We start from the raw sequence: 22729 nt of genomic DNA, 5'->3' as shown, positions 1-22729 counted from the left end.
CTTTATATTGAGAGGGGCAAAGGGGAAATGCAAATTGAAAAAAGGGGGACTTACGCATCATGAAAATAAGAATGCGAAAAAAATGGATGGCCTTGCCGCTTGCTGCCATGATGATCGCCGGATGCAGCCATTCGGAAACTTCCAATTCAGCAAGCGGTTCGAAAGATACGATCAAAATTATGGCGCCACTTTTATCGCCGGAAAGCCCGAGTGATAAGAGCCCTTCATTAAAAGCGCTCGAAAAATACACAGGCAAAGAGATTAAGGTCACATGGGTGCCTGATTCATCCTACAACGACAAATTCAACATCGTCATGGCTTCAGGAGAGATGCCTCACGCGATTGTTATTAAAGATAAGTCAGCCGGCTTTATCAAGTCTGTCAAAGCAGGGGCGTTTTGGGAACTGTCTCCTTATTTAAAAGACTACAAGAATGTAAGCCAGGCAGATGAAAAGATTTTGAAGAACAGCTCGGTGAACGGCGAGGTGTACGGAATCTACAGAACGAGGGACCTGATCAGGGCGTGTATGATTATCAGAACCGACTGGCTGAAAAATGTCGGTCTGGATATGCCGGAAACGCTTGATGATTTCTATGAAGTGCTGAAAGCCTTTAAGGAAAAAGATCCTGACGGAAACGGCAAGGATGATACGTACGGCATGGTCGTGCCGAAATGGATGGGACTCGGCAACGGAAGCCCATGGGATGTTCTGCAAATCTGGTTCGGCGCTCCGAACCGCTACGGTGTTGAAAACGGAAAGCTGATTCCGGATTTTACAACGAAGGAATACATGGATGCGCTCACGTTTTTTAAAAAGCTCTATGATGAGGGCTTGATCAATAAGGACTTTGCTGTCATGGATTCCGCGAAGTGGAATGATCCGGTTGTAAAAGGAAAAGCGGGTGTCATCGTTGATACAGGCTCAAGAGCGTCTCAAATCCAAAGCGCGATGGAGGAGGCTGATGAGTCGAACAAGGATATCATTGATATCGTCGGCTCGCTTGAGGGACCGAATGGCAAGCGCACCTTCCCGACATCTGGATATTCAGGCATGATCGCGATACCAAAATCAAGCGTCAAAACCGAAAAAGAGCTGAAAGAGGTGCTGTCCTTCCTCGATAAGATGAATGATAAGGAAGCGCAGATTCTCACGAACAACGGAGTGAAGGGCCGCAATTACGAGCTCAAGGACGGCGTATTCACCTCACTTGAAAAAAACAACAAATCTCTCCTGTATGAGCATGAAGGCTTGGCACAGTTCAGCATGTCGATTCCGAAAAGCGAGTATTACATCGAAGACCAGAAAACCAAGCTCTTCCAGCATCGCAAGGACATCATAACCGAAGGAGAAAAAATAGCGGTCTTTAACCCGGCTGAGTCGCTTGTATCTGATGTCTATACCCAAAAAGGAGCCCAGCTTGACAACATCATCCTCGACGCGAGAACACAATTTATCATTGGAGAAATTGATGAAAAAGGGTTCGATGATGCAGTGGAGCTTTGGAAAAAAAGCGGCGGCAATGAACTGATGAAGGACTTGAACAAATTGTATCAATCGTCAAAATAAACCGATGCGCCTGCCTTTCGGCGGGCGCCCCGGTAACACGAAAGGAGAACAGATATGGAAACAGTGCCGAAGAAGGGAGATTCACCTGTTCTCACCGCTGGAAAAGGCATCAGCTGGATGGCTGCGCTCAAACGGGACAAATGGCTTTATCTTCTTCTTATTCCCGGTCTGCTTTATTTTTTGATTTTTAAATACTTGCCGATGTGGGGCGTGCTGATCGCTTTTAAAGACTATTCGCCATATCTTGGCTTCTGGAAAAGCGAATGGGTCGGTTTTGATTATTTCAAAGACTTTTTTATGAATCCGGATTTTTTCCGGCTGCTGCGCAACACCCTCATGCTGGCGAGCCTGGATCTTTTGTTTGCCTTTCCCGCGCCTCTCATTTTAGCCTTGCTTTTGAATGAGGTAAGAAAGGCCGCGTATAAAAGATGTATCCAAACCTTCATTTACGTACCCCATTTTGTATCATGGACAATTGTGGTCAGCATCACCTTCGTTTTCTTTACTGTCGATACAGGTGTGATCAACAAAATGATCATGAGCCTGACAGGTGAGCAGATTTCTTTCTTGTCGGATGCAGACTGGTTCCGGCCGATGATTGTGATGCAAAGCATTTGGAAGGAAACAGGCTGGGGAACGATTCTATTTTTGGCAGCGCTCGCTACGGTTGATCAAGAGCAGTATGAAGCGGCCATCATGGACGGAGCGGGGCGGTTCAGGAGAATGTGGCATATTACGCTGCCGGCGATCAGAAGCACCATTATCGTTTTGTTGATTTTAAGAATCGGCAGCTTTTTGAATCTTGGCTTTGAACAGGTGTATTTGATGACGAACTCACTCAACCGCAGTGTGGCTGACATCTTCGACACGTATGTGTATATGATGGGGATTACCCAAGGGGCGTATAGCTACAGCACGGCGGTCGGTTTGTTTAAATCAGTTGTCGGGATTATCTTGATTTTTGGCGCCAATTACATTGCGAAAAAGTTTGATCAGGAAGGATTGTTTTAGAGGAGGGGAGAGGTATGGCTGAAATTCACACGATGCACAACACCAAAGCCGGACGGGTGTTTGACGTCTGCAACATTCTGTTTCTCGGCGGTGTCGGCGCGATTACCATTTTGCCGTTTTTGTATATTATCGCCGGTTCCTTTGCGACAGAAGCGGAACTCGCCCAGCGGAGCTTCTTTATTTTCCCGAAAACCTTTACACTTGATGCTTACAAGTATGTGTTTTCGACACCGACGTTCCTTCGAAGCATGGGTGTGTCCATCTTCATCACCGTGGTCGGGACGGCTGTACAGCTGTTTTTCACCTTCACGATGGCGTATCCGCTGGCGAAGCGGCATGTGAAGGGACGGAATCTGCTGTTGAATCTGGTGATTTTCTCCATGCTGTTTTCAGGCGGCATGATTCCGACGTACCTTGTCGTAAAATCACTTGGCCTTTTGGATACGTATTGGGCATTGATTCTGCCGATGGCAATTAATCCGTTCAACCTTATTATTATCAAAAACTTCTTTCAGCAGCTGCCGCGCGAGCTGGAGGAATCAGCAAAAATTGACGGCTGTTCCGAAATCGGCGTCTTCTGGCGGATCGCCCTGCCACTGTCAAAGCCAGTTATTGCGACCTTTGCGCTGTTTTATGCGGTCGGGATTTGGAATGATTTCTTCCACGCTCTCTTATATATCAATGACAGTGCAAAATGGCCGCTGCAAATGGTGCTTCGCCAAGTCACAATTTTATCGGATTTAACGGCGACCAATGGTGATACGATGCAAAATGCAGTTCCGCCGGAGCAGGGAATTAAACTCGCTGTCATTGTCATTGCGACGCTGCCGATTTTGGCGGTCTATCCATTTTTACAAAAACACTTTGCAAAAGGAATGCTGATCGGTTCGGTGAAAGGCTGAGAAAGGGAGTGTTTCATATCAGTACATTAGATCAGATTAAGATTGCCTATATCGGCGGGGGGTCCCAAGGCTGGGCCAGAAGCCTGATGAGTGATTTGTCGATTGATGAACGGATGTCAGGCACGGTGGCGCTCTATGATCTTGATTTTGAAGCCGCTCAGAAAAATGAAGTGATCGGCAATCACAGCGGGAACGGCAGATGGAGATATGAGGCTGTTTCTACTTTGAAAAAGGCGTTATCAGCCGCTGATATCGTCATTATTTCCATTTTGCCGGGATCACTGGATGATATGGAAGTCGATGTCCACTTGCCTGAGCGCTGCGGTATTTATCAGTCTGTAGGTGATACTGTCGGGCCCGGAGGGATCATCAGGGGCTTGCGTGCTGTGCCGATATTTGCGGAAATTGCCCGGGCAATAAGAGACTACGCACCTGAATCATGGGTCATTAATTATACAAACCCGATGTCTGTCTGTACAAGAGTGCTGTATAAAGTGTTTCCCGGAATCAAAGCGATTGGCTGCTGCCACGAGGTATTTGGGACGCAAAAGCTATTGGTGGAAATGGTCACGGAAAGGCTGGGGATAGAGGTGCCGCGGCGTGAGGATATCCGCGTTAATGTGCTCGGCATTAACCATTTTACATGGATCACAAAAGCCTCTTACCGCCATATTGACCTGCTGCCTATATTCCGTGAATTCAGCGCGCACTATGGGGAATCAGGATATGAGCTGGAGGGGGAAAGCTGGAGGGACAGCGTCTTTTGTTCGGCACACCGTGTTGCGTTTGATTTATTTGAAACGTATGGCGCCATCCCTGCTGCAGGAGACAGGCATCTGGCAGAGTTTCTTCCCGGCCCATACCTCAAACAGCCTGAAGTATGGAGATTTCATCTCACACCTATATCATTCAGAAAACAAGACAGAGCTGAGAAACGACAAGAAACAGAACGGTTGATCGTGCAACAACGGGGCGTTGCTGAGAAAGCTTCGGGAGAAGAAGGCGTGAACATCATAGCGGCTCTTCTCGGATTGGGTGAACTCGTCACAAATGTAAATATGCCGAATCAAGGCCAGGTCTCAAACCTTCCTATACAAGCCATTGTCGAAACAAACGCATTCATCACAAGGAACCGTGTCCAGCCGATTTTTTCCGGAGCGCTTCCGAAAGGTGTGGAAATGCTGGCGGCTAGGCATATATCCAATCAAGAGGCAGTGTCGGAAGCAGGTCTAACAAAGGATACTGGCCTCGCGTTTCAAGCTTTCCTCAATGACCCGCTTGTCAGGATTGACCGCAGTGATGCAGAGCAGCTTTTCAATGACATGCTCCAATGCACCATGCAACGTTGAGCGGAGCTTTTCCGGTTTAGAAAAGAAACCATTGACCATACTGATAGTATAATCAAGAAGTAGGTGCTATCAATATGGGAGATTATTTAAGTGTTGCGGTAGAATTGGTCTGCGGTTTAGGCATTTTATTTATTATCTTAAAGCTTCTGGGGAAAACCCAATTTTCTCAAATTACGCCGTTTGACTTTATTTCTGCTTTAATTTTAGGAGAATTGGTCGGAAATGCCGTCTACGATCATGATATCAAAATAAAAGAAATCATTTTTGCTTCGCTGCTGTGGGGCGTGCTGATTTATGTTATTGAATTTATCACGCAAAAAATGAAATCATCGCGAAAGTTCTTGGAGGGTGAGCCGAATATCGTCATCCGCAAAGGAGAGCTTCAATATAAAGTAATGAAGAAAAATAAGATAGACATTAACCAGCTGCAAAGCCTATTGAGGCAAGCGGGGAGTTTTTCGATCCAAGAAGTAGAATATGCGATTTTGGAAACAAACGGGATGGTCAGCGTGCTCCCCAAATCTGATTTTGACAAACCGACAAATAAGGATTTGCAGATTCCTTCGAAGTCCGTTTCTCTGCCGATCACTTTAATCATAGATGGAGAGGTTGTCCGGGATAATTTGAAGGAAGCAGGTGTGGATGAACAGTGGCTGAAGCAAGAATTGAAAAAGAAGAACATTGATAAGACGGAGGACGTGTTATTTGCAGAATGGCATAAAAATAAGCCGCTGTATACTGTAACATACGAACAAAGCAGATCAACATGACTCTTAGAAAAAAGCTTGCAGCAAGGCGCAAGCTTTTTATTGATTGTATGTCCCTTGTTTGACAGCACGTACATGGTACATGCTCACTTCAGTGCTGATCAGATAGTCAGGCTTTGGTTTGCCTTTGTTTGCTTTATGGCCGGCGATATGCGCATCGCTTTTTTCCCATTGCTTCCAGTGATCCTCTGATTCCCAGCGAATCATGACAACAACTTCTTCATCACCGCGGCGCACATTTTTCTCAAGCACTGTCACATCAATTAAACCTTCTTGTTTTTCAATGATTCCTTCAGCGCTGAAACGTTCTATAACTTTATCTGCAAAGCCTTCTTTAACCGTCATTTTTCTCAACTGTACAAACATTTGTCTCACTCCAATCATTCTCACATATGAATAATTGTAAATGAAATTCATTCTCAATGTCAAAGAAAGCGCAGGGCGGAATCGAACCGCCGTGCGCAACAGTTTATTCTTTCAATAAAAACACATTTCCGTCTTCGTCCTTAAATTGAACGAAGGTGCCCCACTCCATTTGATTGGGCTCACCGAGAAATTCTACACCGTTTGTCTTCATTTTCTCGTATGTACCAAAGATGTCTTCGCATTCAAACACAATAGAAGCCTTCATTTGCTCTGAGCCTTTCATCATGGCTTTCGGGTAAATGACTAAACGAGTCTCGGCCCCTTTTGGCGCAACCTCCAGCCAGCTTGCTTCAGGTCCCATTGGGTGGTCCGCTGCAATATCAAAGCCTACCTTCTCTGTCCAAAATTGCTTCGCTTTCTGCTGGTCCTCGACATATACAGCAACAGTGCCAATTTGTTTGATCATAGGGAAACCTCCAAGTTGAAAAGATAATAATACTATAACCTGTTTACGGCCGAAGTAACATAAAAAAATCAGCCGGGAAACCGGCTGATTTTTAAAATGAGCAGCTTACAACATCGATGTGATTTGTGTCTAAGGCGAAATAAACCCAGCGGCGACGTGAGGAATCCCAATAAAAGCCGCCGACGGATCTTCTGCCAAGGATGATCGGGTAAAACCAAAATGAGCGGCCATTGGTTAACCAAACATAGGTAAATCGGAAAAGGCAAGGACGAATGGTGATTGGTTCAACTAACAAAACGGCTCCTTGAGAACCCTGCGGTTTTGGCGGTTTCGCTGGTATTTGGGAAGGAGGAGGTCCCTGCGGCGCACCGCCGAAGCCTGGGACGGCACCGCTGCCAATGCCAGGGCCGCCGCCGCCGCCAAAGCCTGGAACAGCACCGCCGCCAATGCCAGGGCCGCCGCCAGAGCCCGGAACAGCACCGCTGCCAATGCCAGGCCATGGATATCGGTATTCATATTCAAAAGCAGGCCAAGGCTCATAAAAATGCCCCGCAAACATATAAGGATCAACATAATACATGTGATTACGTCCTTTCTCATTGTAAACTGTACATTGCAGTTTATGCGGGCGGACTCTTATTGGTGCATTCGCCTAAGGATATGAAGCTAGGATGCGCTCAGAGAGCAGAATCATTTGATTTTTCTCTAGTCTTATTCACAATTCCGCTTTATCATTTTATAATGAAAGTGCTTCTATTACGAAAAAGGAGACAGACCGTGAATATCGATCAATTATTATATCAATATATCATAGACAACACTGCGGATATTACTGAGAAATGGTTCAGTTTGCGTTGCCAGCTTAAAGGCGAGCTATATTCCGCCAGCCATTTAAGTGAAGCAACGAAAACGCTTTTAACCGAGCAGCATACATTTACCAATATAACAATCGCAAGCGCATTTCTGGAGGATCAAACCGATTTTCAAGAAAACATGACAAAATGGGCGGAAAACGTTGCGAAAAACAGGGTAGAGCAGGATGTTCAAGTTCATGAGGTCGTAGAAGCCATATCCAATTCAAGAATCTCATTCTGGGACGCAGTCGTCACATTTATAAAAGAGAATCAGGAGATTGTGACAAATGAGGATGCAGACCGATGGAACCGCATTGTGAATCAGTCGTTCGATAAGCTGATTATTGAATTCTCCGAGCAGTACCAAAAATTCATGCTGATGAGGCTCACATCTCAGCAGGAATTGATCTCAGAGCTTGGCTGCCCGGTTATTTCCATTGCCGATGGAATCGGGATATTGCCGCTTATCGGCTCCATTGATACAAAACGAGCACAGGTCATTTTAGAAACAGTGCCGGTCCGCTGTGTCGAGAGAAAAATCACAAGCCTCGTCGTTGATCTTTCGGGTGTTCCGATTGTGGATACTATGGTGGCTCAGCAATTGTACAACCTGTCTAAAACGCTTTTCTTATTAGGCGTCAAAGCCGTATTTTCAGGGATTCGCCCGGATGTGGCCCAAACATCGATTCAATTGGGGCTTGATTTTAGTGAATATGAAACGTATGGCACTCTGAAGCAGGCATTAGAAAATATGGGTGTCCGCTGTATTGTTGAGGAATTGGAAGAAAACAAATAGGAAGTTTCCAGGCATATGATTGTCCGTCACCGGGTGATCATATGCCTTTTTGATTTGAACAGAAATCACCATTGATTTATCAAAAAAAACATAATATTATAATTCTTATAAGAATACTGTGAATTAAAACCTATTCAACAGGGGGGAAGGTCTTTTGGTTTCAAAATCAACGATTGATCCGGAAGTGATTGAAAAAATCATCAGCTCGCTGGAAACACTCGATTTCGGCACCGTTCAGATTACGGTTCATGATTCTCAGATTACCCAAATTGAGAAAATAGAAAAGCACCGTTTTTCGCTGAAAAGGAAAGAATCAAAATGATAATGTAAAGGGCGTTTGTTTTCATTAAATTCTCCTTAAAACATATACATATTTCATCCAATTTTTATATAATAGACCTTTAAGATCATTTTTTAGGAGGATTTTTGACATGCAAGCTACGGTTCACGAGAGTAAGCAATCGATCATGCAACGCATTTTGACAGTCTTTGTCTTCACATTGCTGATCGCGACTGTCGGCCTTTTTATCGGCCAATTTGTTCCTGTCGCTTTGATGCTGCCGCTTTCTATTCTTGAAGTGGCGATGATTATTCTGGCCTTCTGGATGCGCAGAAGAAAAGCGGTCGGGTATGCGTTTGTATATACATTCGCGTTCGTTTCCGGCATTACCTTATTTCCGATCGTCAGCCATTACGCTTCCATCGCCGGCGCCTATGTCGTGCTTGAAGCCTTTGGTTCTACATTTGTCATTTTTGCCGTCTTGGGTACAATCGGCGCAAAAATGAAGAAGGATTTATCCTTCCTGTGGTCATTTCTGCTGGTTGCGGTGCTCGCACTCGCAGTGGTAGGGATTTTCAACATTTTCAGCCCGTTAAACTCAGCGGCGATGATGGCGTATTCCGTGATCGGAACCATCGTCTTTTCCCTTTACATTTTGTATGATTTGAATCAAATCAAACACCGCCACATTACGGAAGACTTGATTCCGGTTATGGCGTTATCGCTGTACCTTGACTTTATCAACTTATTCATCAACCTGCTCCGCTTCTTCGGCATTTTGAGCAGTGATGATTAATGAAAAAGCGCCTGTCATTGGATAGGCGCTTTTTGCTATACATAAAAAAGGCAGGTGGAGTGTTTATGAGTATCCTATCATTTTAAATACACTGGAGCAGGTCACAGTGCTGGAGCCATGGTACGAAGACCCGTCATCATCGGAGGAGACGCCGCCCACGCCGGCGCGCCGACCCTGGCGCAAGGAGCGGCAATGGCGATCGAGGATGCCATCGTCCTCGCCGAAGAACTCCAAAAACACGCCGACCACGAAACAGCATTACAGGCGTACTACAAAAGAAGAGCCCCACGAGCGCTCAAAGTCCAGAACCTATCATCGGAAATCGTACGCCGCGGGCTGAAAGGAGAGCCGGGAGCGGAAGAACTGATTGGGGAGTGCTATGCGGTGTTGAGGGAAGGGTATTAAATAGGAAAAGTCCAGAAAGTGATTTCTGGACTTTTTAGTCTTGCTCTGTTTTATTCCTTATCCGCTCAATCACCTCATGCAGCCCCTCAGGCTTATAAAACTCCACCGGTGAACTGCCTTTCTCAAACGAAATTGTCTCGGCTTCAATCAGCGCGACATAGCGTCCGTTTACTTTTGCGAGATGAATAGAATCGCCAAAATCCGCTAGCAATCCCCTAATCTCTGTTTCTCCGACTTTCATTTTCAGTTGGGCCTCTGGCGTGTGCTCGATGATTTGGGCGGAGGCTTCGATGACTTGATGGGTGTCGAGGCGCTCTTGGATTTCCCGTTTTTCGCTTGCTTCCCAAATCTCAATGTCGTGCTCGAACTGCTTGAGTTCTTCGCTGTTGTCTTCAAATGTCTCGTAGACGTGCTCCTGTACCATGTTCATGACCTGATTTTTCATGATTTCCGGCATCGATTCGCCGTACTCGACGAATTTCAGAAAGTCCTCAAAATAGCGGGCGTGTGAGGCCTGGTGGATTTTTAGCTCACCTTCCTCGACCATTCCTTCCTCTGGCATGTACGGGTATTGGATGCTTTTCATGTTTTTTGTCGTGATCGCCATTTCGACTTTTTTAATGAGAGAAGACGCGTCAGAGATGCGGGCGACCTTCGGCTCAAAGTCACATTTCATAATGAAGACAAATGACTCGTCAAAGTATTTTCTCGGCACGGCCGAAGCGACGAGAAACACGCCGCCGCGAACCGCGCTTGTGTCAAGGTACGTGCGGACGAACTGCTCGCTCAGCTCATTGAAGTCTTCTTTTGTTTCCGCCAGACGAGCGCGGTTGAACATGTTGTAGTTTGGGTTGGAATCGAGCTCGTGGCCGGGTTCGACGATAAAATGGCCGATTTTCGTCGGGACCTGCTCGGACTGCGGATGGCGGTCTGCTTTCCGTTTGACGATTTTTTTCAGTTCCCCGTCGAGAAAGTCCTTTAGCTCGCTTTCTTCAAATTCGCCCGTATCAAGGGTCTGGAAGTGCTTGAACTGTTTGTTCGCCTGCTCATCTTTGCCTTCCACCTGTATGACATAAAAGGATAAAAACCGAATTTCAAAATCCATATATAAACTCACCTTATTCGCGTATTGTACAGCTTCTCAAGTATAGAAAAAACAGCAATCATGCGTCAATTGGGAGAACGGAATAATCATGACCATGAAAGGGAAATGTAGTCAAATAGAAGGCATCTCATACGGAAAGGAATGGTTCGATGAAGGAAACAAGCCCGATTCCTCAGCCGAAGACGTTTGGGCCGCTAGGCAATTTGCCTTTAATCGATAAAGACAAGCCGACGCTTTCGCTGATCAAACTGGCGGAAGAACAGGGCCCGATTTTTCAAATCCATACACCCGCGGGCACGACCATTGTAGTGTCCGGCCACGAATTGGTGAAAGAGGTTTGTGATGAAGAACGGTTTGATAAAAGCATTGAAGGCGCCTTGGAAAAGGTTCGCGCATTTTCCGGTGACGGATTGTTTACGAGCTGGACGCATGAGCCTAACTGGAGAAAAGCGCACAACATTCTGATGCCGACGTTCAGCCAGCGGGCCATGAAGGACTATCATGAGAAAATGGTCGATATCGCTGTTCAGCTCATTCAAAAATGGGCCAGGCTCAATCCGAATGAAGCAGTCGATGTCCCGGGAGATATGACCCGGCTGACGCTCGACACCATTGGGCTATGCGGGTTTAACTACCGCTTTAACAGTTACTACAGAGAAACGCCCCACCCGTTTATCAACAGCATGGTGCGGGCGCTTGATGAAGCGATGCATCAAATGCAGCGGCTTGATGTTCAAGATAAGCTTATGGTCAGAACAAAGCGGCAATTCCGCCATGATATTCAAACGATGTTTTCGTTAGTCGACAGCATTATTGCAGAGCGCCGATCGAATGGAGACCAGGATGAAAAAGATTTGCTCGCCCGCATGCTGAATGTGGAAGATCCGGAAACGGGTGAAAAGCTCGACGACGAAAATATCCGCTTTCAGATCATTACGTTTTTGATTGCCGGCCATGAAACAACGAGCGGCCTGCTCTCCTTTGCGACCTACTTTTTATTGAAGCATCCTGACAAACTGAAAAAGGCGTATGAAGAGGTCGATCGGGTGCTGACGGATGCAGCGCCGACCTATAAACAAGTGCTGGAGCTTACATACATACGGATGATTTTAAATGAATCACTGCGCTTATGGCCGACAGCTCCGGCTTTCAGCCTTTATCCAAAAGAAGACACAGTCATTGGCGGAAAATTCCCGATCACGACGAAAGACAGAATTTCTGTGCTGATTCCGCAGCTTCATCGTGATCGAGACGCTTGGGGAAAGGACGCAGAAGAATTCCGGCCGGAACGGTTCGAGCATCAGGACCAAGTGCCTCACCATGCGTACAAACCATTCGGAAATGGCCAACGGGCCTGTATCGGCATGCAGTTTGCCCTTCATGAAGCCACACTTGTGCTGGGCATGATTCTAAAATATTTCACACTGATTGATCATGAGAATTATGAGCTTGATATCAAACAAACCTTAACACTTAAGCCGGGCGATTTTCACATCAGGGTTCAAAGCCGTAATCAGGAAGCCATTCATGCGGACGTCCAGGCAGCTGAAAAAGCCGTGTCTGATGAGCAAAAGGAGAAAACGGAAGCAAAGGGCGCATCGGTCATCGGTCTTAACAACCGCCCGCTTCTCTTACTGTACGGCTCTGATACCGGCACTGCAGAAGGCGTCGCCCGGGAGCTTGCTGATACTGCCAGTCTTCACGGCGTAAGGACAGAGACAGCACCTCTGAACGACCGAATTGGAAAGCTGCCGAAAGAGGGAGCGGTTGTCATTGTGACCTCGTCTTATAATGGAAAACCGCCAAGCAATGCCGGACAGTTCGTGCAGTGGCTTCAAGAAATCAAACCGGGTGAGCTTGAGGGCGTTCATTACGCGGTATTTGGCTGCGGCGACCACAACTGGGCGAGCACGTATCAATACGTGCCGAGATTCATTGATGAGCAGCTTGCGGAAAAAGGCGCGACTCGGTTTTCTGCGCGCGGAGAAGGTGATGTCAGCGGTGATTTTGAAGGGCAGCTTGACGAGTGGAAAAAAAGCATGTGGGCGGACGCCATTAAGGCATTCGGACTTGAGCTTAATGAAAACGCTGATAAGGAGCGAAGCACGCTGAGCCTTCAGTTTGTCAGAGGGCTGGGCGAGTCTCCGCTGGCTAGATCATACGAAGCCTCTCACGCATCCATTGCCGAAAATCGTGAACTCCAGTCTGCAGACAGCGATCGAAGCACTCGCCATATCGAAATTGCATTGCCGCCGGATGTTGAATATCAAGAGGGCGACCATCTTGGCGTATTGCCAAAAAACAGCCAAACCAATGTCAGCCGGATTCTCCACAGATTCGGTCTGAAGGGAACCGACCAAGTGACATTGTCGGCAAGCGGCCGCAGTGCGGGGCATCTGCCATTGGGCCGTCCTGTCAGCCTGCATGATCTTCTCAGCTACAGCGTCGAGGTGCAGGAAGCAGCCACAAGAGCGCAAATACGTGAACTGGCGGCATTTACAGTGTGTCCGCCGCATAGGCGTGAATTAGAAGAACTGTCAGCAGAGGGTGTTTATCAGGAGCAAATATTGAAAAAACGAATTTCCATGCTGGATCTGCTTGAAAAGTATGAAGCGTGTGACATGCCGTTTGAACGATTTTTAGAGCTTTTACGTCCGTTAAAACCGAGATATTATTCAATTTCAAGCTCTCCAAGAGTGAATCCGCGGCAAGCATCGATCACAGTCGGTGTCGTGCGCGGCCCTGCGTGGAGCGGCCGTGGCGAATACAGGGGCGTGGCTTCAAATGATTTAGCTGAGCGTAAAGCCGGTGATGATGTCGTGATGTTTATCCGCACACCGGAATCCCGGTTTCAGCTTCCAGAAGACCCTGAAACTCCAATCATTATGGTCGGACCAGGCACAGGAGTAGCGCCATTCCGCGGTTTCCTTCAAGCCCGTGAAGTTTTAAAGCGGGAGGGGAAAACGCTCGGTGAAGCTCATCTCTATTTTGGATGCAGGAACGATCGTGATTTTATATACCGCGATGAGCTTGAGCAGTTTGAAAAAGACGGAATCGTCACTGTCCACACAGCCTTTTCCCGCAAAGAAGGCATGCCGAAAACGTATGTCCAGCATCTAATGGCTGACCATGCAGAAACATTAATATCGATCCTTGACCGCGGAGGCAGGCTTTATGTATGCGGTGATGGCAGCAAAATGGCCCCGGATGTGGAGGCGGCACTGCAAAAGGCGTATCAGTCTGTTCATGGCACCGGGGAGCAAGAAGTGCAAAACTGGCTGAGACATCTGCAGGATACCGGTATGTACGCTAAGGATGTCTGGGCAGGGATATAGATAAAGAAGACTGGAGACATCCAGTCTTTTTTGTCCTTTCGAAAAAATGGTGATCGCGCTAAACATTGATGCATACAATAACTTCAGTCCGCCGGAAGGGCGGGCTGTCTGCAAAACCTATTTTTCGTTTTTGCTAGTTTATGTTATTCTTATACTCGGTATCTATTTCTTTTTTCAAAGGCACACATGACAAAAGAAATCCTTTTTTTATTTCTGAGAAAAAAATGTGAAACGAAATGAAGGTTTCTTTCGTCCAGTGATTGGTTTCCAAATGGTTGTAATAAAAATGATATGGGGCGAAACATAAATATTCCGGCTTGCCGCGGTGTATTTATTGTTGTGTGATGCCTTGATTTTGTTTGGAAAGAAGGAATTGGAAGGCAGGATATAAAGAGCAGGTAAATATGAATGAAGAACTTAAAGTGTTTAAGAAAGTAGAGGTTGCCATGAAGAAACTTTTTTCTTACAAACTTAGCTTTTTTGTGCTGGCTGTTATACTGTTTTGGGCAAAAACGTATTTATCCTACAAGACTGAGTTTAATCTTGGGGTAAAAGGCACAACTCAGGAGATCCTCCTGATATTTAACCCATTCTCAAGCGCCGTCTTCTTTTTAGGACTGGCTTTGCTGGCGAAAGGGCGTAAATCAGCCATTATTATGCTGATTATCGATTTCTTGATGACATTTGTGTTATATGCAAATATTTTATTCTATCGTTTCTTTGACGATTTCTTGACGTTCCCGAACATTAAACAGTCCGGAAACGTTGGAAACATGGGAGACGGGATTTTCAGTATCATGGCCGGTCATGATATTTTCTATTTCTTAGATATTATCATTTTGATTGCGGTTTTGATCTGGAGACCTGAATTAAAAGAATACAAAATGAAAAAACGCTTTGCGTCTTTAGTGATCCTTTCTGGGATCGCACTGTTTTTCATCAACCTGCACTATGCGGAAAAAGACCGTCCGCAGCTGCTGACAAGAACGTTTGACCGCAATTATATCGTGAAGTATTTAGGTCTTTACAACTACACCATTTATGACGGTGTGCAGACGGCTCAAACAGAAACGCAACGGGCCTATGCAAGCAGCGATGATTTAACAAGCGTCGAGAATTACACGACGTCTCATTATGCGAAACCGAACGCCGAGTACTTCGGCTCTGCCAAAGGCAAAAATATCATTAAAATTCACCTTGAAAGCTTCCAGTCATTCCTGATTGACTACAAGCTAAACGGTGAAGAGGTGACGCCTTTCTTAAATAAACTTGCGCACGGCGGGGAAGATGTGACGTATTTTGATAACTTCTTCCATCAGACAGGCCAGGGAAAAACATCTGATGCCGAGCTGACAATGGATAACTCGATCTTCGGTCTTCCTGAAGGCTCCGCGTTTGTGACGAAAGGCGAAAACACTTACCAGTCGCTTCCTGCGATTTTAGACCAGAAGGAAGGCTATACAAGCGCCGTCCTGCATGGTGATTACAAATCGTTCTGGAACCGTGACCAGATTTACAAACATATCGGATATGACAAGTTCTTCGACGCAAGCACGTATGATATGTCAGATGAAAATGTGATTAACATGGGACTTAAGGATAAGCCGTTCTTTACAGAATCGATTCCAAAGCTTGAGTCTCTTAAACAGCCGTTTTACGCGCATTTGATTACTTTGACAAACCATTATCCGTTTAACCTGGATGAAAAAGACGCGTCTCTTAAAAAAGCGACAACTGGCGATAACACAGTTGACAGCTACTTCCAAACAGCGCGTTACCTTGACGAAGCGCTTGAGCAATTCTTCAAGGAGCTGAAGGAAGCAGGCCTGTATGACAACTCAGTCATCATGATTTACGGTGACCATAACGGTATTTCTGAAAACCATAACCGAGCGATGAAAGAGATTCTTGGAAAAGAGATCACAGATTATCAAAACGCACAGAACCAGCGTGTGCCGCTGATGATCCGCGTTCCTGGCAAAAAAGGCGGAGTGAACCATACGTATGGCGGCGAAATTGACGTCATGCCGACACTTCTGCACTTAGAAGGAATTGATTCTCAGAAATACATCAACTTTGGTACTGACTTATTCTCTAAAGACCACGACGATACAGTGGCATTCAGAAACGGAGACTTCGTAACGCCGAAGTACACATCAGTCGACAATATCATTTACGATACGAAGACTGGTGAAAAACTGAAAGCGAATGAAGAAACGAAGAATCTGAAAACAAGAGTGAACCAGCAGCTGAGCCTTTCAGACAGTGTCCTGTACAAAGACTTGCTGAGGTTCCATAAACTAAATGATTTCAAAGCCGTTGATCCGTCAGACTATCATTACGGCAAGGAGAAAGAAATCAAATAAGATGAAAAAGAGCCTTGAGCGGGCGCATTGCCTTCGCTCAAGGCTCTTTTTTTTGGTTATACAACCAACTTGAAAAAATAGATTCCATTTGGTCACCAAGGCTGGCTTTCTCTCATATCATTACAGTAGATTTTGAAACCGGATTGAAATCGGACAAATTATCGGGGAAATGCCTTGATAGATTGTGAAGATGTACCAGGTTTCGAACTCAATATTCATAGAGATGAGGGGTAGAGATGAAAGCGGTCATTCTCTGCGGCGGAAAAGGAACGAGAATGAGTGAAGTCACGAATGACATTCCTAAACCGCTCGCCATGATAGGCGGCAAACCGATTCTATGGCATATTATGAAAATTTATCAGTACTACGGAGTAAACGAGTTTATTCTGCTGTTGGGCTATAAAGGAGAAAAAATCAAGGAATACTTTCTCGACTATGAATGGAAGCACAACAGCCTGACACTCGACAGCTCTACGGGAGAGGTACAGATCCTGGGGCAGCCTGAAACGTGGAAAATTACGTTTTTGGAGACTGGGGAAGATACGCTGACAGCCGGAAGAATCTTGCAGGCGAAAGACTATATCGGTGATGAAACATTTCTGCTCACCTATGGGGACGGGCTGGCCAATATCAATCTTTTCCATCTCATCAGCTATCATCAGACAAAAGGTGCTGCCGCGACTGTCACCGGCATTGACAAAGTCTCGCAGTTTGGCACCTTGACGGTTGAGGACGGCATGGCGAAAACATTTTCTGAGAAGACATCAAGTGACGGAATCATCAACGGCGGATTCTTCGTTTTCAGTCCCAAGGTTTTCGATTATTTGCCGAAGGACGGGAACACAATGTTCGAAGATGAACCGCTGAAGAACCTTGCCAAAGACGGGGAGCTTGCTGTGTACCGCCATTACGGATTTTGGACGGCCATCGATACGTATAAAAATCTCTTAGAAGTCAACAAAATGTGGAATCAAGGACAACAAGTATGGAAGGTATGGTGAATCGATTTGAGTTTCTGGAAAAATAAAAACGTATTTGTCACGGGATGTACAGGTCTTTTAGGAAGCTATTTGGTGAAAGAGCTGATCGAACAGGGCGCAAACGTGACAGGGCTTGTCAGGGATCATGTGCCTCAATCCAATCTTTATCAGGGAGAACATATCAAGAAAATGAACATCGTGCGGGGTTCTCTTGAGGACTTGGCTGTGATTGAACGCGCGCTTGGCGAGTATGAGATCGACACGGTCTTTCATCTCGCTGCACAAGCGATTGTCGGCGTGGCAAACCGCAACCCGATTTCTACCTTTGAAGCGAATATCCTCGGCACATGGAATATTCTCGAAGCCTGCCGCAAGCATCCGTTAATTAAGCGGGTCATTGTCGCTTCAAGTGATAAAGCTTACGGCGATCAAGAAAACCTTCCATACGATGAAAACATGCCGCTGCAAGGCAAGCACCCGTACGACGTCTCAAAAAGCTGCGCAGATCTGATCAGCCACACCTATTTTCACACGTACGGGCTTCCGGTCTGCATTACGCGCTGCGGAAACTTATACGGCGGCGGAGATTTGAACTTCAACCGCATCATTCCTCAGACGATTCAGCTTGTGCTGAACGGGGAAGCGCCGGAAATCCGAAGCGACGGCACATTTGTACGGGACTATTTCTATATTGAAGACGCCGTTCAGGCTTATCTGCTTCTTGCAGAAAAAATGGAAGAAAACAATCTTGCCGGAGAGGCCTTTAACTTCAGCAATGAGATCCAGCTGACCGTACTTGAACTGGTAGAGAAAATATTAAAGAAAATGAACAGTAATCTGAAACCTAAGGTGCTGAATCAGGGAAGCAATGAAATCAAACATCAATATTTATCCGCGGAAAAAGCAAGAAAGCTGCTGAATTGGACACCGGCCTACACTATTGATGAGGGACTTGAAAAAACGATTGAGTGGTATACGGAATTCTTCAAAAAGTAATGTGAAACGAGGTGAACAAGACTGTGACCAGCGCGTATTGCACCGTTTTATCAAAAGGAAGATTATATCAGGCAGTCGCTTTGTTTAAGTCGTTAGAGCAAGTTGATCAAGACAGTCCCATTTTTATACTTTGCATGGATGAAGATACGCACCGCGTGTTACAGAAGCTGAAGTTGAAGCAGCTGAACCTTGTGCCGGTGGCCGCTCTTGAAAATGAATTGCTGCTGAAGCTGAAGGAAACTAGAGATCAAAGTGAGTATTGCTGGACGATGAAGCCGATCTTTCTGCAAGCTGTGCTGAACAGCAATCCTGAGCTGGAGCGTGTGACGTATATTGACGGGGATCTCTTTTTCTATGCAGATCCATCGCCGATTTTTGAAAACCAGCCGGACTGCTCGGTGCTGCTTTCACGGGGGGATATTGTAATCCCTTCTTTTGAGAAAGAGCAGATTGACATGCTGCAGCGTCTTTTAGGCAGATATAATTCCGGGTTTATCAGCTTCAAGCATGATGATGCAGGCACGGATTGCTTGGAGTGGTGGAAGGAACGCTGTCTTGAGGAATGCAAAAATGCACCGGGTGAAGGAAAATTCGGTGATCAGGGCTATTTGGATTATATGTCTGAGCTGTTTCCGAATGTGTGTGACATTACAACACCCGGCGTGAACATCGGGCATTGGAATTATGGGCAGCATACGTTTTCCTGGAAAGATGGCCGGATCGTGCTGGAGGATGGCAGTCCGCTGATCTTTTATCATTTCAGCGGATACCGAATCGTCAGCATCAATGAAATCAAACAGATTCATGAAACAACCCGCACAGATCTGCCGTTTGTGCATGAACTGTATCAAGAGACACTGCCGCATATCATTCAGCACATGAAAACGTTAGACCCTGAATTTAACGGTTTTGCTTCAAAAGATGACAACAAATAAATGAGTAAATACAGGAAGTGAAAATGAAGTGAAAGCAAGCGTTATTATTCCTGCATATAATTCAAAGGAGCGCCTTTACAACAGCCTTCTGTCATTAAACCAGCAGGAGTGCGATGAAGAATTCGAAGTCATTGTAGCGGACAATGGCTCTGAGGACGGGACGCTCTCGATGCTTGAGTCATTTCAAGCGGATTTTCCGCTGATCTTTACACGGATTAAAGAAAACAGGGGCATTGCGTACGGACGAAATCAGGCGCTTCGCAATGCCAGAGGAGACATCCTGATTTTCCATGACAGCGATATGCTTGCGGCAAAGGACCTTGTGGCAAAACATATTAAAGCCCATGAGAACGAAGAGAATCTCGTCGTGTGCGGGTTGTTTTGGAAACGGATCTACAGTTTTTATTATGAACGGTTTGAAGAAGAACATAAGGAACAGCTCGCAAAGCTCACAGATGAAATGCCGAAGAAAGACAAACAAAAGCTGCTGGAGGAAGCGGACATCAAAAACGGAAGCTTTCTTGATAAAAGCTTTGACCTCGATACCGACTTTATAGACGTGCTCAAGAAGATTTTAGATGAGTACGGCGATGACTTGAAAGGCTATCATATGCCATGGCGCTTTTTTATCACGAATAATTCCTCTGTGAAACGCAAGCATGTGGTTGACCTCGGTTTATTTGACGAAGGCATTGTACGGTACGGGTTTGAGGATTATGACCTCGGGATCAGGCTTCATCAGGCCGGATTGACCTTCAGGCTTCGTCGCGATATTGTCAGTGTTCATCAGGAACATCCAAGCAATTGTAAGTCTGTAGACGATATTCGGGCAAACATTGCCTATATGTGCGATAAATACAATAACATCCGCTCCTTAGACGTTCATCTCGCATTTAATGGGCCGTTCCCGCCTGACATGACGAACAGAATCATGGCTGATATTCAAAAGCTGCTGGAATCACAGAAATATGATATGCTGCTGAATCTGTTTCTTGAGCTTCTACATGTTGTTAAAGAGCGCAACATTGATCCGGATTGGAGAAAGAAATCCCCAAGGGTGACGGCGAAAAGCTTTGATTTACAAACTGTCCGCAAGCTTCTGCCGAAAGCGAAGAAAAAGCTAGGCGTGAACGATTTTGCCAACGCACTGTATGCGCTTGTCAACGATTTGCTGCACGTGGATCTTAGATCATTGGATGTGGTATAAGTGAGTACATTTCATTTTTCAACGATAGTGTCAAGGACACATATCTTTAAGCTCATGCCTATGATTCATTCTCTCCATGAGCATTGCGATGATTTTCATTTATATGTGCTGTGTGTCGACCAGAAAGCGTATGAATTGCTTCAGCACGTGCCATGGGAGCATGTAACCTTTGTGCAGCTGCATGAAATGGAAGACCCGGAGCTGTTGAAAGCGAAAAGCAACAGAACGTTTCATGAATATTGCTGGACGTTAAAGCCCGCCTTTTTGTTTCATGTGATGAGCAAGTGGGATGACGCTGAATACTTTGCCCATATGGATACGGATCTATTTTTCTTTTCTGATCCGGCGCGTATTTTTGCAGAAAACCCAACGGCGTCTCTGTATTTGACTGATCATCGTAATTCGCCGCGCTTCATGTCCTACTACGACCGAACCGGACGCTTTAATACAGGCTTTGTCGGTGCCGGTAATACAAAGGAAGCATATGAAGCGGTGTGGCAGTGGAGACAGGACTGTATTGAATTTTGCACGGTCGAAATGGATACGGAACGAAAGACATATGGTGATCAAAGATATGTGGAGAAATGGCCGGCGCAGTTTAAAGGTGTTCATGTTGTCAAATCAATAGGAGCCAATACAGCGCTTTGGAATATCGAAAACTATAAGGTCGGGCAAAAGGACGGCCGCGTGTATATAGATGAAACGCCGCTGATTTTCTATCATTTCTCTGGGTTTACGCTGGTGACAGAAAAAGAGTTTAATCTTTGCTGGTACTACCGGATTGAAGACGAAGCGACAATTGAGATGATTTATATGCCGTATATATTAAATCTGAAAAGATGGATTGATGAAATACAGTCGGCGTTTCCGGACTTTGCGGATGGCTTTATCCCGAAGCACGCAGTGCCTGACACTCATTTTATCCAGCTGGATTAAAAAACCCCTGCCGCCTGGCAGGGGTTTTTTCAGCTATGCCATTCTCTCAGCTTCTGGTCACTTGGCAATAGGAAGGCAAGGATGCCGAGAACAGGGAGAAAGGCAATGGCGATCATCGTCGGGGTCAGTCCCGCGGCGTCAATCAGAGCGCCCAGCGCCACAGCACCGATTGCGCCCATCCCGAAGGCAAGCCCGACGGTTAAACCGGACATTGTGCCAATTTTTCCAGGAACTAGCTCCTGTGCGTAGACGACCGTTACGGAAAAGCTCGACATCAGAACCAAGCCAATCAAGGCAAGCACGCCATAGGCGAGAACCGGGCCGGCAAATGGCAGCAAGATCGCCAGCGGCGCCGAGCATAACAGCGAACCGAGGATAACGAAGCGTTTTCCAAAACGGTCTGCAAGCGGGCCGCCGAGAAACGTGCCGATCGCGCCAAACAGCAAGAAGACAAAAATATAGCTTTGTGCCTGCTGAATGCTTACGTGATAGGTATCCATCGCGTAAAACGTGTAAAAGTTACCGATCGCACTCGTATACCAAGAACGAGCAAAAATGAGAAATATAATAATAAAAAGAGCAGATACAACAGATTTGGTGATGGCCGTGTTTTCAGCCGTTTTCTTTTGCTTGCCTGATTTCTGGGCAAGGCTGCCGAGACGTGAGGCGTACCATTTCGCGATATACATGAGAAACATAACAGCAAGCGCGGCGACAAGCGTGAACCAAACAGCGCCGAATTGCCCGAGCGGCACAAGGATCAGCGCGGTGATCAGCGGGGCCATCGCCTGGCCTGAGTTTCCGCCCACCTGATAAATCGACTGGGCGAGCCCGCGTTTTGTGCCGGCGGCCATATACGCCACACGGGAGCCCTCCGGATGGAAAATGGCCGAGCCTAATCCAATGAAAAACACACAGCATAGGATCGTTATGAATGACGGGGCAAATGCAAGGCCCAAAATGCCAAGCATGCTGGCGGTCAAACCGACTGGCAGCGCATACGGCCGCGGCCGTTTATCGGTATACCAGCCGACAACAGGCTGCATGACGGATGACACCATGTTTAATGTGAAAGCGATGATGCCAAGCTGTGTAAACGTCAGGCTCATGGAGCGTTCCAAAATAGGGAACATGGCCGGAATCACAGCTTGAAGCGAATCGTTGAGCATATGGCAAATTCCGATAATAATCAAAATCGGATACACCGTGGTGCCTGGTTTTTGAATTGTTTTTTCTTTTACCGGGGCGGCGATAGCCAATTGAGTCTCCTCCTTACATATATAACCAAAGCATACCACCATATTATTCA

General features: G+C 46.2%; 20 protein-coding genes and 2 pseudogenes. 17 read left to right on the top strand and 5 right to left on the bottom strand.

Features of this window, described 5'->3' with window-relative positions:
* Nucleotides 1-59 precede the first annotated feature (59 nt).
* The 5 genes from ACQVGT_RS16855 to ACQVGT_RS16835 all read left to right on the top strand — a co-directional run bounded on the left by ACQVGT_RS16855 (nucleotide 60) and on the right by ACQVGT_RS16835 (nucleotide 5600).
* Entirely contained in the window at nucleotides 60-1568 is a 1509-nt protein-coding gene (locus tag ACQVGT_RS16855; RefSeq protein ID WP_015482930.1) for an extracellular solute-binding protein, read from the top strand.
* A gap of 54 nt (nucleotides 1569-1622) precedes the next feature.
* The gene (locus ACQVGT_RS16850; RefSeq protein WP_015482931.1) at nucleotides 1623-2579 is read left to right on the top strand and encodes an ABC transporter permease; all 957 of its coding nucleotides are present in this window, start codon (nucleotides 1623-1625) and stop codon (nucleotides 2577-2579) included.
* A 14-nt stretch (nucleotides 2580-2593) separates the two neighbouring features.
* The gene (locus tag ACQVGT_RS16845; RefSeq protein ID WP_003242715.1) at nucleotides 2594-3481 is read left to right on the top strand and encodes a carbohydrate ABC transporter permease; all 888 of its coding nucleotides are present in this window, start codon (nucleotides 2594-2596) and stop codon (nucleotides 3479-3481) included.
* Nucleotides 3482-3489: 8 nt separating this feature from the next.
* Nucleotides 3490-4830: an alpha-galacturonidase LplD gene (gene lplD / locus ACQVGT_RS16840; protein WP_015482932.1), complete on the top strand. Its 1341-nt coding sequence runs from the start codon at nucleotides 3490-3492 to the stop codon at nucleotides 4828-4830.
* Nucleotides 4831-4904: 74 nt separating this feature from the next.
* Nucleotides 4905-5600, top strand: a complete 696-nt coding sequence (locus ACQVGT_RS16835) for a DUF421 domain-containing protein (RefSeq protein ID WP_015383052.1) — start codon at nucleotides 4905-4907, stop codon at nucleotides 5598-5600.
* A gap of 36 nt (nucleotides 5601-5636) precedes the next feature.
* Here the strand turns inward: ACQVGT_RS16835 and hmoA are convergent, their stop codons facing one another.
* From hmoA to ACQVGT_RS16820, 3 genes are all read right to left on the bottom strand, one after another.
* Nucleotides 5637-5963: a heme-degrading oxygenase HmoA gene (gene hmoA, locus ACQVGT_RS16830; RefSeq protein WP_003243958.1), complete on the bottom strand. Its 327-nt coding sequence runs from the start codon at nucleotides 5961-5963 to the stop codon at nucleotides 5637-5639.
* Nucleotides 5964-6066: 103 nt separating this feature from the next.
* The gene (locus ACQVGT_RS16825) at nucleotides 6067-6429 is read right to left on the bottom strand and encodes a VOC family protein (protein ID WP_003233803.1); all 363 of its coding nucleotides are present in this window, start codon (nucleotides 6427-6429) and stop codon (nucleotides 6067-6069) included.
* A 91-nt stretch (nucleotides 6430-6520) separates the two neighbouring features.
* On the bottom strand, nucleotides 6521-7009 hold the full coding sequence (locus ACQVGT_RS16820) for a hypothetical protein (RefSeq protein ID WP_015383054.1): 489 nt from the start codon (nucleotides 7007-7009) through the stop codon (nucleotides 6521-6523).
* A gap of 197 nt (nucleotides 7010-7206) precedes the next feature.
* Here ACQVGT_RS16820 and ACQVGT_RS16815 point away from each other — a divergent pair, with 197 nt between their 5' ends.
* The 5 genes and pseudogenes from ACQVGT_RS16815 to ACQVGT_RS16795 form a co-directional block, all read left to right on the top strand.
* On the top strand, nucleotides 7207-8079 hold the full coding sequence (locus ACQVGT_RS16815) for an STAS domain-containing protein (RefSeq protein WP_015482933.1): 873 nt from the start codon (nucleotides 7207-7209) through the stop codon (nucleotides 8077-8079).
* Nucleotides 8080-8233: 154 nt separating this feature from the next.
* The gene (locus ACQVGT_RS16810) at nucleotides 8234-8401 is read left to right on the top strand and encodes a YezD family protein (protein WP_003244522.1); all 168 of its coding nucleotides are present in this window, start codon (nucleotides 8234-8236) and stop codon (nucleotides 8399-8401) included.
* Between the two features lie 109 nt (nucleotides 8402-8510).
* Nucleotides 8511-9155, top strand: coding sequence for a Bax inhibitor-1/YccA family protein (locus ACQVGT_RS16805; protein WP_003244397.1), 645 nt, complete (start codon nucleotides 8511-8513; stop codon nucleotides 9153-9155).
* Nucleotides 9155-9223, top strand: a pseudogene (locus ACQVGT_RS16800) (hypothetical protein); the annotation flags it as partial. The gene ACQVGT_RS16805 and the pseudogene ACQVGT_RS16800, both read left to right, overlap by 1 nt.
* Nucleotides 9223-9560, top strand: a pseudogene (locus tag ACQVGT_RS16795) (FAD-dependent monooxygenase); the annotation flags it as partial. The pseudogenes ACQVGT_RS16800 and ACQVGT_RS16795, both read left to right, overlap by 1 nt.
* Nucleotides 9561-9594: 34 nt before the next feature.
* Here ACQVGT_RS16795 and ACQVGT_RS16790 read toward each other — a convergent pair.
* Nucleotides 9595-10665, bottom strand: coding sequence for a DUF3900 domain-containing protein (locus ACQVGT_RS16790; RefSeq protein WP_015383057.1), 1071 nt, complete (start codon nucleotides 10663-10665; stop codon nucleotides 9595-9597).
* Nucleotides 10666-10814: 149 nt separating this feature from the next.
* On the opposite strand from ACQVGT_RS16790, the gene cypD reads away from it, so the two are divergent.
* From cypD to ACQVGT_RS16755, 7 genes are all read left to right on the top strand, one after another.
* The gene (gene cypD, locus ACQVGT_RS16785) at nucleotides 10815-14000 is read left to right on the top strand and encodes a bifunctional P-450/NADPH--P450 reductase (protein WP_015383058.1); all 3186 of its coding nucleotides are present in this window, start codon (nucleotides 10815-10817) and stop codon (nucleotides 13998-14000) included.
* 446 nt (nucleotides 14001-14446) lie between these two features.
* Entirely contained in the window at nucleotides 14447-16366 is a 1920-nt protein-coding gene (gene ltaS1, locus ACQVGT_RS16780; protein ID WP_003243930.1) for a lipoteichoic acid synthase LtaS1, read from the top strand.
* A 236-nt stretch (nucleotides 16367-16602) separates the two neighbouring features.
* The gene (locus ACQVGT_RS16775; protein WP_015383060.1) at nucleotides 16603-17367 is read left to right on the top strand and encodes a glucose-1-phosphate cytidylyltransferase; all 765 of its coding nucleotides are present in this window, start codon (nucleotides 16603-16605) and stop codon (nucleotides 17365-17367) included.
* 6 nt (nucleotides 17368-17373) lie between these two features.
* Nucleotides 17374-18342, top strand: a complete 969-nt coding sequence (locus ACQVGT_RS16770) for a GDP-mannose 4,6-dehydratase (protein ID WP_003244102.1) — start codon at nucleotides 17374-17376, stop codon at nucleotides 18340-18342.
* A gap of 23 nt (nucleotides 18343-18365) precedes the next feature.
* Nucleotides 18366-19277, top strand: coding sequence for a putative nucleotide-diphospho-sugar transferase (locus ACQVGT_RS16765; protein ID WP_015482936.1), 912 nt, complete (start codon nucleotides 18366-18368; stop codon nucleotides 19275-19277).
* Nucleotides 19278-19305: 28 nt separating this feature from the next.
* Nucleotides 19306-20484 carry a glycosyltransferase family 2 protein gene (locus ACQVGT_RS16760; RefSeq protein ID WP_015383062.1) on the top strand — a complete coding sequence of 393 codons (1179 nt, stop codon included), beginning with the start codon at nucleotides 19306-19308 and terminating at the stop codon, nucleotides 20482-20484.
* Nucleotides 20485-21420 carry a putative nucleotide-diphospho-sugar transferase gene (locus ACQVGT_RS16755; RefSeq protein WP_015482937.1) on the top strand — a complete coding sequence of 312 codons (936 nt, stop codon included), beginning with the start codon at nucleotides 20485-20487 and terminating at the stop codon, nucleotides 21418-21420. It abuts the gene before it with no gap.
* A 29-nt stretch (nucleotides 21421-21449) separates the two neighbouring features.
* Here the strand turns inward: ACQVGT_RS16755 and ACQVGT_RS16750 are convergent, their stop codons facing one another.
* Nucleotides 21450-22679 (bottom strand): MFS transporter, encoded by a 1230-nt coding sequence (locus ACQVGT_RS16750; RefSeq protein ID WP_015383063.1) that lies wholly within the window; start codon nucleotides 22677-22679, stop codon nucleotides 21450-21452.
* Nucleotides 22680-22729: the final 50 nt, after the last annotated feature.

This window comes from Bacillus sp. SCT118 (genome assembly GCF_058566435.1).
This window is presented reverse-complemented; position numbering and strand designations above follow the sequence as displayed.